Genomic DNA, 17102 nt, shown 5'->3' with positions numbered 1-17102 from the left:
CGAGGGGGAACCGCGCGACAATGGCGTGGTGGAAAGGCTCAACAACCTGGGTGAGTTCCTTCGTTCCCGACGCGCGCAGTTGCGGCCAGAGCAGCTCGGGCTGGTGAACCACGGTCGCCGGCGGGTCGCGGGGCTGCGGCGCGAGGAGGTGGCGCAGCTCGCGGGCGTGAGCGTCGCCTACTACACGCGGCTGGAGCAGGGTCTCACCGACCGGGCGTCCGACGCGGTGCTCGACGCCGTCGCGCGGGTCCTCCAGCTGGACGAGAACGCCCACGCCCACCTGCACCGCCTGGCCCGCGGCCCGCGCCGCAACCGGCGCCGCACGCGGCAGCCGGAACGCCTCCGGCCGTCGATCGCGCTGATGGTGGAGTCGTTCACCGCGGCGCGGGTGCCCGCGCTGGTGATCGGCCGGTCGACCGACGTGCTGGTGTGGAACCGGCTCGCGCACGCGCTGCTGGCCGGGCACCTCGACTTCGACGCGCCGAACCGCCCCGCGGACCGCCCGAACATCACCCGGATGGTGTTCCTCGACCCGCACGTCCGCGAGCTGTACCCGGACTGGAAGCGCAAGTGCCGCGACACCGTGGACGACCTGCGCCTGGTCGCCGGGCGGTACCAGGACGACGCGCGCCTGGCCGAGCTGGTCGGCGAGCTGAGCATGAAGAGCCCGGAGTTCACCGCGCTGTGGAACAACCACGCGGTCAAGACCTGCGCCTACAGCGCGCGCGAGTTCCACCACCCGCTGGTCGGCCCGCTGACGCTGGCCAACGAGCTGCTGGTGCTGCCGGACGACGACGGCCAGCGGCTGGCGCTGTTCCACGCCGAGCCCGGTTCGCCGTCGGAGGCCGCGCTGCGCCTGCTGGCCGACCTGAGCACGCCCGACGCCCGGACGCCCGAGGCGCCCTCGGCGGAGGTGCCCTCGCCCCGGCAGTCGCTGCACCCCGGGGCGTGAGGGCCGTGGCGCGGCTGGGCGCCCTGCGCGTGAGCGAGCAGGGGCTGGGGTGCATGGGCATGAGCGCGTACTACGGCTCGCGCGACGACGCGGAGTCGATCGCGACCGTCCACCGCGCGCTGGACCTCGGCGTGACCTTCCTCGACACCGCCGACGTCTACGGCCCGTACCTCAACGAGGAGCTGGTCGGCCGGGCGATCCGGGGCAGGCGCGACGAGGTCGTGCTGGCCACGAAGTTCGGCGCCGACCCCGAGGAGAACCGCATCCGGGGCGACGCGCCCTACGTCCGCCGGGCGTGCGACGCCTCGCTGCGGCGGCTCGGGGTCGACCACGTCGACCTGTACTACCTGCACCGCGTCGACCTCGGCACGCCGGTGGAGGAGACCGTCGGCGCGATGGCCGAGCTCGTGGCGGCGGGCAAGGTGCGCCACCTCGGCCTGTCCGAGGTCAGCGCGGCGACGCTGCGGCGCGCGCACGCCGTCCACCCGATCGCGGCGGTGCAGACCGAGTGGTCGCTGTGGTCGCGGGACATCGAGCGCGAGGTCGTGCCGACGTGCCGCGAGCTGGGCGTCGGCGTGGTGCCGTACTCCCCGCTCGGCCGCGGTTTCCTCACCGGGCGCTACCGGGCTCCCGGCGACTTCGAGCCGGGCGACTTCCGCGCGACCGGCCAACCCCGGCTCGACCACGACAACCTGGCCCGCAACCTGGACCTGGTGCGCGGCCTGGAGGAGCTGGGCCGGGCCTGGGGGCACACGGCCGGGCAGCTCGCCCTGGCGTGGCTGCACCACCAGGGGTCGGACGTCGTGCCGATCCCGGGCACGAAGCGCCGTCGGTACCTGGAGGAGAACGCCGCCGCGCGCGACATCGCCCTGACCGCCGAGCAGGTGGCCGCGATCGAAGCGGCCGTGCCCGCGGACGCCGTGGCCGGCCCCCGCTACCGGCCCGAGGCGATGACGAACATCGACGTGTGAGCGGCGGGTGCCCGGCGGCGCCGGGCACCCGCACCGTCGTCAGTCGAGGGGCACCAGGACCAGCTTGCCGCGGCTGATCCCCTCGTCCACCAGCTTGTGAGCGGCCACGACCTCGTCCAGCGGCAGCACCGAGCCGACGTCCACGGTCAGCTCGCCCCGGTCCACGTGCCCGGCCAGCGCGGCCAGCCCGGAGCCGTCCGGCTCGACCACGTGCCGCACCACGCGGACGTCGCGCCGGGCGGCGGCCTCCTCCAACGCCGTGGGGCCGGTCGCGGCGTCCGGCACCCGCGCGTGCACGCCGCCGGGCCGCACCAGCCCGACCAGCTCGTCCCGGCCGACGCAGTCCAGCACGGCGTCCACCGCGCCGACGACGTCGGTCACGTCGGACGTCGTGTAGTCCACCACCTCGTCCGCGCCGAGCCCGCGCAGGAAGTCGTGGTTGACCTCGCGCGCCACGGCCACCACGGTCGCACCCCGCGCCTTGGCCAGCTGCACGGCCAGGTGCCCGACCCCGCCCGCCGCGCCGTTGACCAGCAGCCGGTCCCCGCGGCCGACACCGGCGCGGTCGAGGGTCTGCAACGCGGTCAGCCCGCTCAGCGGCAACGCCGCCGCGTCCACGTGCCGCAACCGCTCGGGCTTCGCCGCCAGCTCCGCCGCGGGCGCGCTGACGAACTCCGCGTAGCCCTCGGCGAGCGCCGGGAACCTCGGCATGCCGTAGACCTCGTCACCGAGCCGCAGGTCCTCGACGCCGTCACCCACCTCGACGACCACACCGGAGACGTCCCAACCCCACGTGTGCGGCCCGTCGCCGAACCACTCCTCGGCCTTGCCCCGGCGGCACTCCGCGTCCACCGGGTTGACCCCGGCCGCCAGCACCCGCACCAGCACCTCGCCCGGCGCGCGCCCCGGCCGCGGCACCTCCACCAGCTCGAGGACCTCCGGTCCGCCGTACCGCCGTCCGACCACTGCTCGCATGGTTTTCCCCATGCCACAACGGTTCCACCCGGAGACGGGCCGCGCAGCCGCCTGTCCGACGTAGACCGGCGTTGGGTATTCCTGGCAGGTGCAGGTTCCGCAGGTGCCCCCGAGGCATCCTGGACGCATGGACCACCGATCGGAACTCGGCGAGTTCCTCCGGTCGAGGCGGGCGCGGATCAGCCCGGAGGAGGCCGGTGTGCCGCGCTACGGGCGTCGACGCGTGCCCGGCCTGCGCCGCGAGGAACTCGCGCAGCTGGCCGGGATCAGCGTCGGCTACTACGTGCGGCTGGAGCAGGGCCACCCGGTCAACACCTCGGACTCGGTGCTGAACTCGCTGGCCCGCGCGCTCCGGCTGACCCCGGACGAGCACGCCCACCTGCGCGGCCTGCTCCGGTCGGGTCCGGCGCGACCCACCCGCGCGCGACACGACCGGTTGCGGGAGACCGTGCGCTCGGTGGTGCAGTCGCTCGGCCACATGCCCGCGCTGGTGTTGGGCGTGTTCGGCGACGTGCTGGTGTGGAACCGCCTGGCGCACGCCCTGCTCGCCGGGCACCTGCCGTTCGGCGCGCCGGACCGCCCGGCCGACCGCCCGAACTGGCCCCGGTTGTTCTTCCTCGACCCGCACGTGCGGGACCTGTTCGCCGACTGGTCGGAGAAGGCCCACGACACCGTGGCCGACCTGCGGTTGACCGCGGGCCGCCACCCGGACGACCCGCGCCTGGCGGAACTGGTCGGCGAACTGTCCCTGAAGAGCCCGGACTTCCGCTCGCTGTGGTCGGCGCACCCGGTGCGCCGGTGCGCCTCCCACGACCGCCGCTTCCGGCACCCGGTGGTCGGCGACCTGACCCTGGCCGACGAGCTGATGGCGCTGCCGGAGGACGAGGGCCAACGCCTGGTCGTCTTCACCGCCGCACCGGGCTCCCCCTCCGCCGCCGCGCTGACGTTGCTGTCGGAACTGGCGGAGTCGGGTGCCCGCCACCGGCCGGGCGTCGCGGGCGCCGGGTGACGCGGTCGACGGCGGCGTGGTCGGCCGCGCTGCCACCACACCGCCGAACATCGAACCGCTCGCCGCTTGGCCGACCCTTCCGACCACGCCTGCCGCACCGGACGTCCCGCTGCTCAGCCGGGCCTCCGGCCGAGTCCGTCCCCCAGCCCACCTGCGCGCGGCAGGCCCTCCCGGCTAGGCGAAAGGCCGCCGGCGCAGGTCCGGCTCCTGCTCCGCCCGCCGTCTCCCCAGCAAGTAGGCGTGCGCCAGCGAGGTGAGCGTGACGTGGTGGTGCCACCCGCGGAACGAGCGGCCCTCGAAGTGGCCCAACCCCACGTCGTCGTAGAGCCTGCCCATCTCCCGCTCCACCTCGACACCGGCCCTGGTGAGCCGGATCAGGTCGGGCATGGCCGCGTGCACGTTGGTGAGCCACACCTGCACCGGGTACGGCTCGCCGGGCAGCCACCGGGTCAGCAGGCGGCGCGCCCGGCGCGGCCCGCTCGGCGACGTCCCCGGCCGGGTCGACACCGACTCCACCACGTACCGCGACGCCTGCTGCCTGCCGTTCTCCACGGCCCACAGGTTCATCATCGCCCCGGGCCAGCCCACCCCGGCGAACGAGCCCGCCGGGCGCTCCCCGACCAGCGACACGGCCGACTCGTAGGGCACCTGGACGAGGTAGCGCATCCGCCGCTCCTCCAGCCCCGCCAGCAGCTGCTCCACCTGCATCATGTGCCGCCCGTCGACCACCACCGGCTGCGGGGGGAGCCCCCAGTCGCGCGCCAGCTCGTCGACCATGAACAGCACGGCCTCCCACCGCTCCCGGCGGCGCTCCTCCTCCGGCACGTGCGCCTTGGCGCGCAGGTCCGCGTCGGAGTCCCAGGAGTGCGGCAGCAGCAGCCGCCAGTCGACCGGCGCCGCCTCGCCCTCGCCGACGAGGAACATCGCGAGCCCCAGCTGGCAGTTCAGCAACCTCCCCGCCGACGGCGCGAACTGCCGCGCGACGCCGACCGAGCTGGAGCCGTTCTTGGTGAACACCGCCTCGCCGACCGCCCAGGCGTGCGGCCGGTAGAGGGTGGCGACGTGCCGGGCCAGGTTGCGGCGGATCGGCGCCCACTGCCAGGTGCTCTGGTTGACGAACTGCTGAAGTCCCTGCTCCGCCCGCCAACCGGCCATCGCCTCGGCCACCCGGCGGATCGACTTGCGACCGGGCAACGAGACCAACCCGCGGACGTAGATCTCGCCCCACCGACGTTGGTCGGAGCGGGGCAGGGTGTCGAGTAATTCGTGGCAGAACTGCGTCAGCGTGTCGACCTCACCGGGCCGCACCGCGTGGAATTTGCGCTCGTGTAAAGCCATCGGACCTACGAACCCCCAATATCGTTCCTCTGGTCCTGCCGGACGTGCGATAACTTCCCGATTACCTCCCCGGTGTCGCTGAAAGCCTTCGGGAACCCGCCTCAGCGACGTTCCTCGAATCGGGTGTAGAGGAGCCTCACGGCGAGCGCGGAGGCGCCCGGCGCATAACCCGTGCGCCGGGCCTGGAACTGGGTCCACGCGTCGGCGGGGTCCCGTTCCACGGGCAGCCCCGCCGCGGCCAGGAGGCTCAAGGTGTCGTCGAACCCGCGGTCTTCCCGGCCGTGCAGGCTGACGGTGCCGCGGGGCGCCTCGGTGCCGGTGGCGACGAGCGCCCCACCGATGCAGTCGGTGCCGTTCACCAGCACGGCCGCGGTGTGCGGTGGCGTCCAGTCCGGCGCGATGGCCTCGACGAGCGCCGCGACGTCCAGCATGGTGACGACCGTCTCCAGCCAGCACCGCGTCCCCGCGGATCGGGTGTAGAGCAGGGTGGGCCACGCGCGGTGCGCCCAGCGCAGCTCGGCGAGCCACGCCGACCAGTCCGCGAGGGCCCGGTCCAGTCCCTCCCGGCCGCCCGTGCCGAGGTAGCCCGCCAGGAGCTCCTCGGCGCCGCGGCCGTCGCCGAACTCACCGCAGCGCCGCTCCCGCGCGGCGTGCGCCTGGCCGGTGCGCACGACGAGCGCGCCGAACAGCACGGCCAGCGCCGTCCGGCCGACGTCCGCCACGTCGGCGGGCGCCACCGCGAGCACGACGCCCACCTGCCAGGCCACCTGCCACGCCACCAGCACCGCGAGCAGGCAGACCGGCGCGGTCAGGCCGATTGCGCGTTCACCCGCGCGTTCGCCGAGGCGGCGACCGACCCGCCCGAACGCCGTGCCCGCCCACCGCACCGCGTGGCGCGTCCACGTCGAGGCGGAGGTGGCCAGCGCCGTCCGCACCGCCGTGAACGACACGGCGGCCAACACGCCCGCGCCGAGCACCCGCGCCAGCGCGTCCACACCCGATGCCAGCTCCACCGGACCAGGTCCTCCTCGACAACCGGACGATCAACCCGCACGCCATTCCACGCGATCGGATTAAATCAGTACAGCAAGCGCTTATCGGGGAACTCGAAGTACCAGTCTCGCGGAATTGCATCGCGGCCGCGCGGCGTGGCGCAGCGTGACCGGTTGCGCCATCGGGGGTGGAGCGGCCCGACAAAGCGCCGCGCGGCACAGCTAACGGAAAACCGATGTGCTGACGGAGATCACCCCGGACTCTGTCAGCTGAATGCGGCGGCAAAACGCCCGGGCCACGATGGGGAAGTCCGGCGAAACGCGCCGGAATCGCGTGCCTGGAAGGAGACACCGATGTCCTGGCGCTTCGTCGCGCGCGACGGTCTGCTCGACCGCGTCGCCGCGGTGCTCGCCGCGCCGCGACCCACGCCGCTGGTGTTCACCGGCGAGGCGGGGGTCGGTCGGTCGACGGTGCTGGAACTGGCCGCGGGGCTGGTGGACGAGAACACCGACGCCCTCGTCCCGCTGCGCGGGACGCCGGGTCGCCTGGCGACGCTGCGCGAGCACCTCTCGCCGGACTTGCCCCTGCCCCGCTCCGGAGGGCTGGGAGTGGTGGTCGCGGCATTGGAGCGGCACGCGGGCGGACGCCGTCCGGTGGTGCTGCTGGACGACGCCCACCTGACCGACCACGCGACCGTGCAGGTGTTGCGCGACCTGCACTTCCGGACGGGCGCGGTGCTGGTGCTGACCCTGCGCACCGACCGGTTCCCCGGGCCCGACCCGTTGGACTGCCTGCGCTACGACCCTGGTCTCCAGCGCGTCGAGGTGCCGCCGATGACCCTGGACGAGGTCGCCTCGCTCGCCTCGGACGTGCTCGGCGGGCCGGTGTCGGCCGCCGCGGCGGAGGCGTTGCGCGCGGTCACCGGCGGCAACCCGGCCCTGCTGCGGCGCTACCTCACCGCGGGCGCGACGCGTGCCGCGATGAGCCGGGGTGACGGCCCCGGGTTGTCGCTGGGCGACGTGCCGCACGAGGGCGTGGAGCTGGACGAGCGGGGCCGGGAACGACTTCGGGAAGCCGTCCGGCACGCGTGGCGCGAGCTGTCGCTCGACGTGCTGGACCAGGTGTGCCGGCTCGCGCGGCTCACGGGCGAGGAGGCGGCCGTGTCGCTGGTGTGGCCCCAGGTCCTGCTCTTGCGCGGCAACGCCCGGGAGGCGTTGGCGCAGGTGCGCGAGACCGAGGGGGCGCCGTCGGAGGCGCGGGCGTTGACGCGGGCGTTCGTGCTGGCGTTCGGGCCGGAGGGCACGGACAAGGCGTGCGCGCTGCTGGACGACCTCGCCCGCGCCACCCCGGCGTGGGCGTTCCGGCTGGACGCGGTGCGCGCGTGGCTGCTCGCCGTGGGCGGTGACACCGCGGAAGCCCGCCGGGTGGTGGCGGACCTGGTGCCCGACCGGCGGGCGGCGGTGTTCGCGCAGGCCGCGCTCGCGACCATCGCCCTGGCCGAGAACCGGCCCTCCCAAGCGGTGTCCGCGCTGCGCCGGGCGTTGACCGGCGCGGAGCCGATGCGGGACGAACTGCCGTGGCTGGCGCCGTACCTGACCGCGCTCCTGGTGGAGGGCCTGGTCCTGGCGGGCCGCGTGGCCGAGGCCGCGACGACCGCCGCGCAACTTCGGGCACACGCAGGTCATCAGGAGGTCGCGAAGTCGCTCAGGGCAGGCGCGGAAGTGGTTTTCAGCGGGTGAACAGCAGGTCACGCTGCGATTCGCTGTCAGTGGTGGTAACACACTAGTTTGAGCCGGTGAACCGGCGTTCCGGGCCTGGGGGGTTTGTGGGAACGAGGAGGAACAGACAGGAGTTGGCGCAGTTCCTGCGCCGCTGCCGGGAGCGAACCAGCCCCGCCGACCTCGGTCTGCCCAGCGGCTCGCGCCGTCGAACACCCGGGTTGCGCCGCGAGGAGATCGCCGTGCTCGCGGGCCTGAGCCCCACCTGGTACACGTACCTCGAACAGGGGCGGGACATCCGGCCCTCGACCGAGGTGCTGGCGAGCCTGGCCAGGGTGCTGCGGCTGAGCGGTGACGAGCGCACCTACCTGTACGTGCTCGCCACCGGCAGCCCGCCGCCCGACGAGAAGCCGCGCAGCGACACGTCCGACGACCTGGTCGTCCGGTCGGTGGTCGCCGCGATGTGCGACAACGACCTCCCGGTGTACGGGGCGGACGTCCACGGCGACGTGGTGGCGTGGAACGTCGCCGCCACCAAGTGGTACACCGACTTCGGCGCGCTGCCCGAGACCCGCCGCAACATGCTGCTGTGGATGCTGACCACTCCGGAGGCGCGGGAGCGCTTCGTCAACTGGGAGGACGAGACCCGCGACGTGGTGGGCAGGTTCCGCCGGGCCGCGGCGGCACGCGCGTGGGACGCCCGGTTCGAGGAGCTGATCGCCCTGATGCACGAGGCCAGCCCGGAGTTCCGCGACTGGTGGTCGTCGCACTACGTCACCCGGCAGCGCACACGGCTGCGGGCGATGCGCGTCGACGGGCAGCTGCACGTGACCCAGCTGGTGGTGCTGAACCTCGCCGACTCCACGCGTTCGGTCGTCGTGCACCTGCCCGCCGACGCGCCGCGGCCCGACGCGCTCCTCCCGTAGGAGGACACGGCTGCGCCGTCCGTCGGGGAACGATCCGGGCGCATCCGGCGAACGACGCCGGAGCCGACAGCGGACTCCGTCAAGTCGGGGTTGTCGCCGGGCCGGCGTCGCCCAAACCTGGAAGGGCTCGGGAACCGGGGGGAGCACACCGCGGCGTGCCATCGTGTGCCGCCGCAGGACTAGGAGAGACATGCGCGAGGAGGGAGAAGTGCGGGAACCGGTCGCCGTCGTCGGCATCGGCTGCCGGTTGCCGGGCGCCCACGGCGCCCGACAACTGTGGGACGTGCTGGAGGCCGGGGTCGACACCGTCGGCGAGATCCCGGCGGAGCGCTTCGACGTCGACCGGTACCACGACCCCGAGGGTGACGGACCGGGGCGCATCGCGACGCGCCTGGGCGGTTTCCTGTCGGACGTGGACCTGTTCGACGCCGACTTCTTCGGCATCTCCGGCCACGAGGCGGCGCGGATCGACCCGCAGCACCGCCTGATGGCGCAGACCGTGTGGGAGGCCGTCGAGGACGCCGGCCTCACCGCGGCCGGACTCGCGGGCAGCGCGACCGGCGTCTACACGGCGTGCCTGAGCGCGGACTACTGGGACGTGGTCCGCGCGGCGGGCCTTTCGGACATGCACGCGGTGGCGGGCAACGGGGCGTGGGGAATGCCGGCGGGCCGCCTGTCCCACCTGCTCGACCTGCGCGGGCCGAGCCTCGGCCTGGAGGCGACGTGCTCGACGTCGCTGCTGGCGGTGCACCTGGCGTGCCGCGACCTGTGGGCCGGGTACGCGCGGACGGCGATCGTGGCCGGCGTGAACCTGTTGCTGGCGCCCGACTTCTACGTCCCCCTGTCGGAGGCGGGCATCCTGTCGCGCACCGGCCGCAGGCGGTTCGGCGACGCGGGTTCCGACGGGTACGTGCGCAGCGAGGGCGCGGTGGCCGTGGTGCTCAAGCCGCTGAGCGCGGCGCTGCGCGACGGTGACCGCGTGTACGCCACCGTCCTGGGCGGCGCGGTGAACAACAACGGCCGCGGCAGCGACACGCTGATCACGCCGAGCGTCGCCGGGCAGGAGGCGATGCTGCGGGCCGCGCACGCGGACGCCGGTGTGTCCGCCGCCGAGGTGGACTACGTGGAGGCGCACGGCGCCGGCACGCCGGTCGGCGACGAGGTGGAACTCACCGCCCTGAAACGGGTCTTCGGCTCGGCGCCGCGCGAGCGGCCGTGCCTGGTCGGCTCGGTGAAGTCGAACATCGGTCACATCGAGGCCGCGGCCGGGCTGGCGGGCTTCGCGAAGACGGCGCTGGCCCTGCACCACGGCGTGCTGCCGGCCACGCTGCGGGTCGTCGACCCGCACCCCGCGCTGGCCGGGTCGGCGCTGGAACTCGTGACCGACGCGCGCCCGTGGCCCGCGACCGGCAGGCCCGCCGTGGCGGGGGTCAGCGCGTTCGGGCTGTCGGCGACCAACGTGCACCTGGTGCTGCGCGCCGCGCCCCGGCCCGCGCCGCCGGAGCCGTCGCGGCGCGAGGCACACCTGATCCCCGTGTCGGCGCGCAGCGAGGCCGCCGCCCGCGCGTTGGCCGCCGCGTACGCGGACGTGGTGGAACGCGCCGGCGAAGAGGGCCTGGCGGACGTCGCGTTCAGCGCGTCGGTCCGGCGCAGCCACCACGCGCACCGGATCGCGGTGTCCGGCGCGGACGCCGCGGAGATCGCCGCGCGCCTGCGTGCCGCCACGCGTGCCCCCGCCGTCCCGACGCGCGCGCCGCGGGTGGTGTTCGTCTACTCCGGACAGGGTTCGCAGTGGAAGGGCATGGGCCGCGACCTGTACGAGGTCGAACCCACGTTCCGCCGGGTGTTCACCGCGTGCGCGGAGGCGATCCGGGACGAGGCGGGCTGGTGGCTGCCCGACCGGCTGGACTCGCTGGAAGGCCCGGCCGAACTGCAACCCGCCCTGTGGGCCTTCCAGGTGGCGCTCGCGGCCACGTGGCGTGGGTGGGGGCTGGAGCCGGAGGTCGTGATCGGGCAGAGCATGGGCGAGATCGCGGCCGCGTGCACGGCAGGCGCGCTGACCCTGCGGGACGGTGCCGCGATCGCGTGCCGGCGCGGCGCGGCGATCGCCGGGCTGCCCGGCCGGGGCGCGATGGCGGCGCTCGGCATCGGCGAGGAGGAGGCGCTGCGCGCCATCGGCGACCGGGCGGACGAGGTCGCCGTCGCGGTGGTGAACGGCCCGGACTCGGTGGTGCTGGCCGGCGAACCCGCGGCGCTGGAGGAGGTCGTGGCGCCGCTGCGCGAGGCGGGCGCCTACTGCCGGTACGTGAACGTCGAATACGCCTCGCACTCGCCGCACATCGACCCGATCCGCGCGGAACTGGCCCAGGCGCTCACCGGACTGGACCCCCGACCCGCCGCGATCCCCCTGCTCTCCACGGTGACCGGCACCCGGGTTCGCGGCCCGGAACTGGACGGCGGGTACTGGGTGCGCAACCTGCGTGGACAAGTGCGTTTCGGCCAGGCGGTGACGTCCGTGCTCGCCGAGGGCGGCCCGGTGACGTTCGTGGAGATCAGCCCGCACCCGGTGCTGGGCACGGTACTGGCCGACCGCGTTCGCGAAGCAGGCGTCGACGGCGTCGCGATCACCTCGGCCGTGCGGGACGAGCCGACGCTCGCCACGGCACTGTCCGGCCTGGGCGTCGCGTGGGCGCGCGGCCACGGGGTTCGCTGGGAAGCCGTGCAGCCCGCCGGCACGTTCACCGACCTTCCGCTGTACCCGTGGCAGGGCAAACGGCACTGGGTGCCGACCCGACCGACCGCGCCCGTGCCGACGGACGACGTGCGAACGTTCGACTCGGACCGACGTGCACCGGAGGCCGGCTTGGTCGGCACGTGCGTGGAGGTCGCCCTGACGGCGCTGACGCGCATGACCGGCGGGCCCGCCGAGGTGACCGGGCTGCACCACCACGGCGCCGCGACACCCGGCAGCCCACTGCGGGTCGTGCTGCACCCCGACGCCGGCGGGTGGCGTTTCACGGTGCGGTCGGGCGAGGCGGGCGCCGACGGCCTGACGTCGTGGAGGACCGTGCTCAGCGGCCACGGGGCGGCGCGCGAACTGCCCGGCCACGAGCCTCTCGGCGACGCCACGCCGGCGTCCGACGTGATGGCGGACCTGGACGCGCCACCGACTTCCGCCACCTTGGCGTGCCCCCTCCCCGATCAGGTGTGGAAGCGCACCGACGGCAACGTGGTGACGCTCCTGGCCTCGGACGGCAAGGTGATCGGAGAACTCCGCCACACCCTCGACGAGCCGGCCCCGGAACGCCCCGCGACGCTGGACGAGTGGTTCGTCGACGAGGTGCGAACCCTGCTGGGAGCCGACCACGTAGACCGCACCAGACCCCTCCCCGACCTCGGCATGGACTCGGTGCTGGCAACCAAGCTGATCACCAGGATCCGCACCGAAACCGGCGTGCAACTGGCCACCCGTTCGCTGCTGGGCGGCAACACCGTGAACGCGGTGATCGCACAACTCACCGGGACGACGTCAACGTGACGAGCCACAACGCACCACCGGACCCGGCCGCCCGACCGTGGCGGGCAAGAGGCATCCCCACGACCCCGCAGGATGGCCGGTCCACCGTCTGGTCCTGCCACACGCACGCGCACTACTCGACCACAGCACCCCCGACACCGACACCATGACCTCCTGCCGCCTGCTCAACAAAGTCGGCGTCCACCTCGACAGCCAAGGCGACACCACAGCCGCCATCGCCTACAAGACACGCGACGCCTACAGCAGCGAGCGGCTACCGGGCCCCGAGGATCCGGACACGCTGGTCTCCCGCAACAACCTCGCCTACGCCTACCAGGCGGCGGGCGATGTGGCTCGGGCAATCCCGCTGTACGAGGCGACCCTGACCGGCTGCGAACGCGTCCTGGGCCCCGATCACCCGACAACGAAGCTGGTCCGCTCGAACCTCGGCCGAGCGAAGTCGTACTGAAACCCTCCGATATCACCACCAGCACAAGCCGGATCACGGACTTCGAACGTTCCGCCATCGGAAAAGCACCTGCACGTACATCCCCAGGGCTGCCACACCGGGCCAGGGCGACGTCGGCACCGCCATCGTGTACCACACCCGCGCCGCCGACAGGTGCCAACGCCTCAACGGCCCCGACCACTCGATGACGCTGGCTTCGCGTCACAGCCTGGCCCACGCCCACCTGGCGGCCGGCGATCCGAGCCGAGCGATCCCGCTGTTGGAGGCGGTCGTCGCCGACGAAGAGCGTGTGTTCGGCCCTGACCACCCGGCCACGCTGAAGTCGCGGAGCTACCTGGCCGACGCCTTCTGGACGGCGGGTGAGCTGAGCCGAGCCCTCCCGCTGCACGAATCGAACCTGGCTCGCCAGGAGCGGGTGCTGGGCACCGACCACCCGGACACGGTGTCCTCACGAGGCAACCTGGCCCACTCCTACCTGTCGGTGGGCGATCCCGGTCGGGCGCTGACGCTGTACGAGGTCACCGTCGCGGACTCGGAGTGGGTACGCGGCCCCGCCCACCCGGACACGCTCACCTCGCGGACCCACCTCGCCGACGCCTACGAGTCGGCGGGTGACCTGGGTCGGGCGATCCCGCTGCCCGAGACCACACTCGTCGCCAGCGAGCGGGCGCTCGGACCCGACCACCCCACCACCAGGACGATCCGGTCAAGCCTGAGAACCGTGAGATCGTCATGAATTTTCACGCGCAGCCGCAGACCGGCCGCCTGCCTGGAACCACCGCTCATCGGCATGAACGAACGACTGAGGCCGCGAAAGTCCTCACTGATCCGCAGTGGCTCGGCCGAGCGTCGTCGAAACGCGCCATCTCGTGGCTGACCGGCTACCGCCACCTGACCGTCCGCCACGAACGTCGCACCGACAACTACTGCGGCCTCCTAACCCGAGCTACAGCGCCGACCTGCTTGAAACGACTCCCGAAACCTGACATATCAGGACACTTCAACACCAGTCGAACATGTAACGGTTGGCCGAGCGGTCAAAAGACTCGACGATCTTCTTCTCGGGTAGACCGAACTCCTTCTCGACCCATCGACGCATCGCCACGGAAAGCCCTTCTTCCTGAAAATCAGTCTCGACATAGGACACACCTCCGACCACTACCCGAATCGGTGTTCCACGAACCTGCCGAATGATATCCGGCACCGCGTCAGCCAACCCTTCCGCAATCTTCTGACGATGAACGTCAGACAAAGTCGCAGCGGTGCCGTTGAAAGCCAGCCAGACCGACTGATCGGCGACCACCTTCTCCGATTCACTCCCTTCACGTTCTTCAACTTCAGCCGTTAGAAGAATTCTTATTCCCCACGACGACTTCAACACCTGGTACACATACGTCCTCATGGCTTGAACCTCAACATCCCGAAAACATCCTCCGAAAAGTGATGCCCAGTGTCCCGCGCGGTCGGCCTCGAGATGCAGTCCAGGCCGTGATCATGAACTCCGTCTCACAAGAGCTCATCAGGCATAATCTTATCGATGAACTTGAGAGACGATGCGGTCCTCTTCGATCCGGGCATACATGTTGTGCAGACTCCACCACGGGGTCCACGAACCAACGCCCACGCCGAACGGTTCGTCGGAACAGTCAGGCGAGAAGTCACCGACCGCCTGCTCGTCCTCGCCGACCGCAATGAACAAGCGACCAGACCAAAGCACGAGGCAGGAAGCCGATATGACGGAAGTACCGGGCCGCGCTCGCTGTTGATTTCCAGGAAACCCGTCAGCTTCCTCTGCGGGCGAGACGCCACACCTGATCGAACTCGACCGAATCGATTTCAGTCGACAGCAAACCCTCTTCGTCCTCTACACCCTCCTTCCCAAGGGGAAGGAGTGGAATCACCCCCAGTTGGGTGATACAGATCTTGAAAGGCTGGCATTACGGCGGTTCAGGCTCGAGGTCCAACCCGGTGTGGGTGAAGAAGGCGTCGATCAGCTCGGGCCGGTACTGGATCCGCTTGAGCCGGTTCTTCACGATCGTGACCAGGTGGTCGATGCCGTGGACAAGGAGATTTCCCAGGCTGCGCTTGAGGTGTGACCAGACGTGCTCGGTCGGGTTGAGCTCCGGGGCGTACGGAGGTAGCCGGATCACGTGCAGCCAGTCCCGGGCCGCGATCAGGGCACGCATCGCATGGCTGGTGTGGGTGTTCAGATTGTCCCAGATCAGCACGATCGGACCGTCGAGTTGTTGGTGGGCGGCGTCGAGCAGGGCCGCGTAGTCGGTTTCGCCGAAGCTGCGCCGTTCGCTCTTGCGTCCGCGGTGGACCACCGTGCGGTAGATCAACCGGGGGCGGCGCCTGGGTCGCACGCACACCAGCCCGGCGATCGAGACCCGCCCCGAGCCCTTGCCCGACACCGCCACGGTCGGAGTCCGCCCGCGCCGGCCCCAGGTCCGCGTCTTCGGCGGGCGCAGTGTCTGACCGGCCTCGTCCTCGAAGCACAGCCAGGCGCCCCGCTCCGCCGCTACCGTTTTCCCGCCGGCCACGTCTCCCTCCGCCAGGTCACGACCGCCCGCTCGTCGCGCTCGATCGCCCGGTGCGCGGGCACCTGCGGCGAGAACCCCATGCGGTGCAACAGATACGACACCCCGCGCAACGTGTAGCGGGTATGGAACAGGCGCGCGATCAGATCGGAGACCCGGGCCAGGGTCCACCGCTGGTCCTCACCGAACCCGTGCGCGGCCGGACCACGCTCCAGGGCATCGGCCAGCCGGTTCAACCGCCGCTCGTCCAGCCGACACGACGACCCGCCCGGCCCTCTCGACGCCAACCCGGCCTCACCCTCGGCACGCCATCGACGCCGCCACGTGTAGACCGCGTTGGCCGACACCCGCAGCCGACGGGCGACCTCCGCCACGGGCACGTCCTGGCCGAACCATTCCGCCGCCTGTAACCGGACCTGCTCACGTTTGGCCCTGCCTCGCTCGGACAGACCACCACCATCCGCGTACCTCATCACCCCTGCGTAGACCACACGCCGATCACGACCGCGCAGGACACGCCGGGAACCACACGATCAACCCTGACCTTTCAAGATCTGTATCGTGTCCCCGCCACCGATCCGTTCACGTCGTCCGCACCCACTTTAGGCGATACAGTCGCCTGGGTTGACAATTGACGCCGAGATCACAAGACAGACCATCGGAGCAACATCACCACCGAGAAAGCTGTAGCACCGAGAGGCACCGCCTTCGATTCTTGATTAACCTACACAAGCCCCTTCCTGGCGTAGACGATCATCGCTTCCAGCACCGGAAGAGCGATTTCACCTTCAATGCTCACATAGAGAGTAGCTGTCGGATCGCTGTCTTTCCGGGCAATCGCCACACTTGGGGCCGAAAATTTCCCCGGGCCGACACCCAAGAACTCGTAGCGCTCTTCATCGTCAATTACACTGCTCACCGACGCCACCTCGAACATCTCACCCGAGAATTCGGCAACAATCACGGCGCGGTCGACCTCCTCACCCGAATCCGATAAAGACACCATCAAGGTTCCACCGGGCACCACGGCCATTTGGCATCCGCAGTGCGACCATTGGCACCCATCGACCATTCTCCTTACCGTACTCCAGCGTACGCTGAGTCCCCAGGTGCCCGAAAAGGTCGTCGAGAAACCTTCCAGCCTCGTGGTTGAACCCAGCTTCGTCGCCTTGGACGGCAGGTAGTCTAGCCAGTTTTCTCGCTCGGCCTTCCTGCCCAGCTTCTTGTGCAGGGCACGGCCCGCAGCCGTCCACTCCCCCGTCTTTTTCTCTAGCGCCGAGTCCTTCCGCGCGGCCACGTCGTCCGGATGACCGCACAGGTCGAGCAAGCTGGATCTCGTCGTGCCACCGAACACGCCGACTTGGGGGAGCCCTCCAATCTGACACTCCCTCTTAAGACGCCCGTGAGCCGGGAGGAAACCAATGCTGCCACCAGCTTCTACCTGCTCCGGGGTGAACGGACTGACCCGGTCGTTCCGGAAGCCAGCACTCCGAGTTCGATCGTGGCGAGGTTGTTGGCGGCGTCGATCAACGCCTGGACCCCCGCTGCGATGGTCTCCCTCAGCTCAGGCCTCTCCGCCTCAGTGAGCGCGTTGCGCAGTACCTGGAGCGCCTGCGCGGCCTGCTCCGCGGAGGATCCGTTGTCGCGAGGGTTGGGACTGTACAAACGTCGGTGTAAGTCCTGATCAAGGATGA

At 71.5% G+C, this 17102-nt stretch carries 15 protein-coding genes; 8 read left to right on the top strand and 7 right to left on the bottom strand.

Translation table 11 applies throughout. From position 1 onward, the window contains the following. Positions 1 to 28 precede the first annotated feature (28 nt). Together ACWEFJ_RS35195 and ACWEFJ_RS35190 are read left to right on the top strand one after the other, a co-directional pair. Positions 29 to 952, top strand: a complete 924-nt coding sequence (locus ACWEFJ_RS35195) for a helix-turn-helix transcriptional regulator (protein WP_449716395.1) — start codon at positions 29 to 31, stop codon at positions 950 to 952. A gap of 53 nt (positions 953 to 1005) precedes the next feature. Continuing rightward, positions 1006 to 1923: an aldo/keto reductase gene (locus ACWEFJ_RS35190; protein ID WP_449716408.1), complete on the top strand. Its 918-nt coding sequence runs from the start codon at positions 1006 to 1008 to the stop codon at positions 1921 to 1923. Positions 1924 to 1962: 39 nt separating this feature from the next. Here the strand turns inward: ACWEFJ_RS35190 and ACWEFJ_RS35185 are convergent, their stop codons facing one another. Beyond that, positions 1963 to 2898: an NADP-dependent oxidoreductase gene (locus ACWEFJ_RS35185; protein ID WP_449716394.1), complete on the bottom strand. Its 936-nt coding sequence runs from the start codon at positions 2896 to 2898 to the stop codon at positions 1963 to 1965. Positions 2899 to 3025: 127 nt separating this feature from the next. Between ACWEFJ_RS35185 and ACWEFJ_RS35180 the strand changes: the two genes are divergently transcribed. Beyond that, positions 3026 to 3907, top strand: a complete 882-nt coding sequence (locus ACWEFJ_RS35180; RefSeq protein WP_449716393.1) for a helix-turn-helix domain-containing protein — start codon at positions 3026 to 3028, stop codon at positions 3905 to 3907. Positions 3908 to 4081: 174 nt separating this feature from the next. On the opposite strand, the gene ACWEFJ_RS35175 is transcribed toward ACWEFJ_RS35180, so the two are convergent. Together ACWEFJ_RS35175 and ACWEFJ_RS35170 are read right to left on the bottom strand one after the other, a co-directional pair. Next, the gene (locus ACWEFJ_RS35175; RefSeq protein ID WP_449716392.1) at positions 4082 to 5245 is read right to left on the bottom strand and encodes an IS701 family transposase; all 1164 of its coding nucleotides are present in this window, start codon (positions 5243 to 5245) and stop codon (positions 4082 to 4084) included. Positions 5246 to 5346: 101 nt separating this feature from the next. Next, a complete protein-coding gene (locus ACWEFJ_RS35170) occupies positions 5347 to 6258 on the bottom strand; it encodes a hypothetical protein (RefSeq protein WP_449716391.1) in 912 nt (303 codons plus the stop codon). 333 nt (positions 6259 to 6591) lie between these two features. Here ACWEFJ_RS35170 and ACWEFJ_RS35165 point away from each other — a divergent pair, with 333 nt between their 5' ends. The 5 genes from ACWEFJ_RS35165 to ACWEFJ_RS35145 all read left to right on the top strand — a co-directional run bounded on the left by ACWEFJ_RS35165 (position 6592) and on the right by ACWEFJ_RS35145 (position 13604). After that, positions 6592 to 7977, top strand: coding sequence for an AAA family ATPase (locus ACWEFJ_RS35165; RefSeq protein WP_449716390.1), 1386 nt, complete (start codon positions 6592 to 6594; stop codon positions 7975 to 7977). Between the two features lie 113 nt (positions 7978 to 8090). After that, positions 8091 to 8882 carry a helix-turn-helix transcriptional regulator gene (locus ACWEFJ_RS35160; protein ID WP_449716389.1) on the top strand — a complete coding sequence of 264 codons (792 nt, stop codon included), beginning with the start codon at positions 8091 to 8093 and terminating at the stop codon, positions 8880 to 8882. A 190-nt stretch (positions 8883 to 9072) separates the two neighbouring features. Continuing rightward, positions 9073 to 12420, top strand: coding sequence for a type I polyketide synthase (locus ACWEFJ_RS35155; protein WP_449716388.1), 3348 nt, complete (start codon positions 9073 to 9075; stop codon positions 12418 to 12420). Between the two features lie 145 nt (positions 12421 to 12565). Beyond that, positions 12566 to 12868, top strand: coding sequence for a tetratricopeptide repeat protein (locus ACWEFJ_RS35150; protein WP_449716387.1), 303 nt, complete (start codon positions 12566 to 12568; stop codon positions 12866 to 12868). Between the two features lie 184 nt (positions 12869 to 13052). Beyond that, complete coding sequence (locus tag ACWEFJ_RS35145; protein ID WP_449716386.1) at positions 13053 to 13604, top strand: tetratricopeptide repeat protein; 552 nt, start codon at positions 13053 to 13055, stop codon at positions 13602 to 13604. A 264-nt stretch (positions 13605 to 13868) separates the two neighbouring features. On the opposite strand, the gene ACWEFJ_RS35140 is transcribed toward ACWEFJ_RS35145, so the two are convergent. The 4 genes from ACWEFJ_RS35140 to ACWEFJ_RS35125 all read right to left on the bottom strand — a co-directional run bounded on the left by ACWEFJ_RS35140 (position 13869) and on the right by ACWEFJ_RS35125 (position 16735). Further along, a complete protein-coding gene (locus ACWEFJ_RS35140) occupies positions 13869 to 14258 on the bottom strand; it encodes a hypothetical protein (RefSeq protein WP_449716385.1) in 390 nt (129 codons plus the stop codon). A 547-nt stretch (positions 14259 to 14805) separates the two neighbouring features. After that, positions 14806 to 15411: a transposase gene (locus ACWEFJ_RS35135; RefSeq protein ID WP_449716384.1), complete on the bottom strand. Its 606-nt coding sequence runs from the start codon at positions 15409 to 15411 to the stop codon at positions 14806 to 14808. After that, positions 15390 to 15782, bottom strand: a complete 393-nt coding sequence (locus ACWEFJ_RS35130) for a winged helix-turn-helix domain-containing protein (protein WP_449716383.1) — start codon at positions 15780 to 15782, stop codon at positions 15390 to 15392. The genes ACWEFJ_RS35135 and ACWEFJ_RS35130 overlap by 22 nt, the downstream gene beginning before the upstream one ends. A 350-nt stretch (positions 15783 to 16132) precedes the next feature. Continuing rightward, entirely contained in the window at positions 16133 to 16735 is a 603-nt protein-coding gene (locus ACWEFJ_RS35125) for a hypothetical protein (RefSeq protein ID WP_449716382.1), read from the bottom strand. Positions 16736 to 17102: the final 367 nt, after the last annotated feature.

Source organism: Actinosynnema sp. NPDC004786 (genome assembly GCF_053601135.1).
The sequence above is the reverse complement of the archived record's forward strand: the minus strand, read 5'-3'. Positions and strand labels throughout refer to the sequence as shown.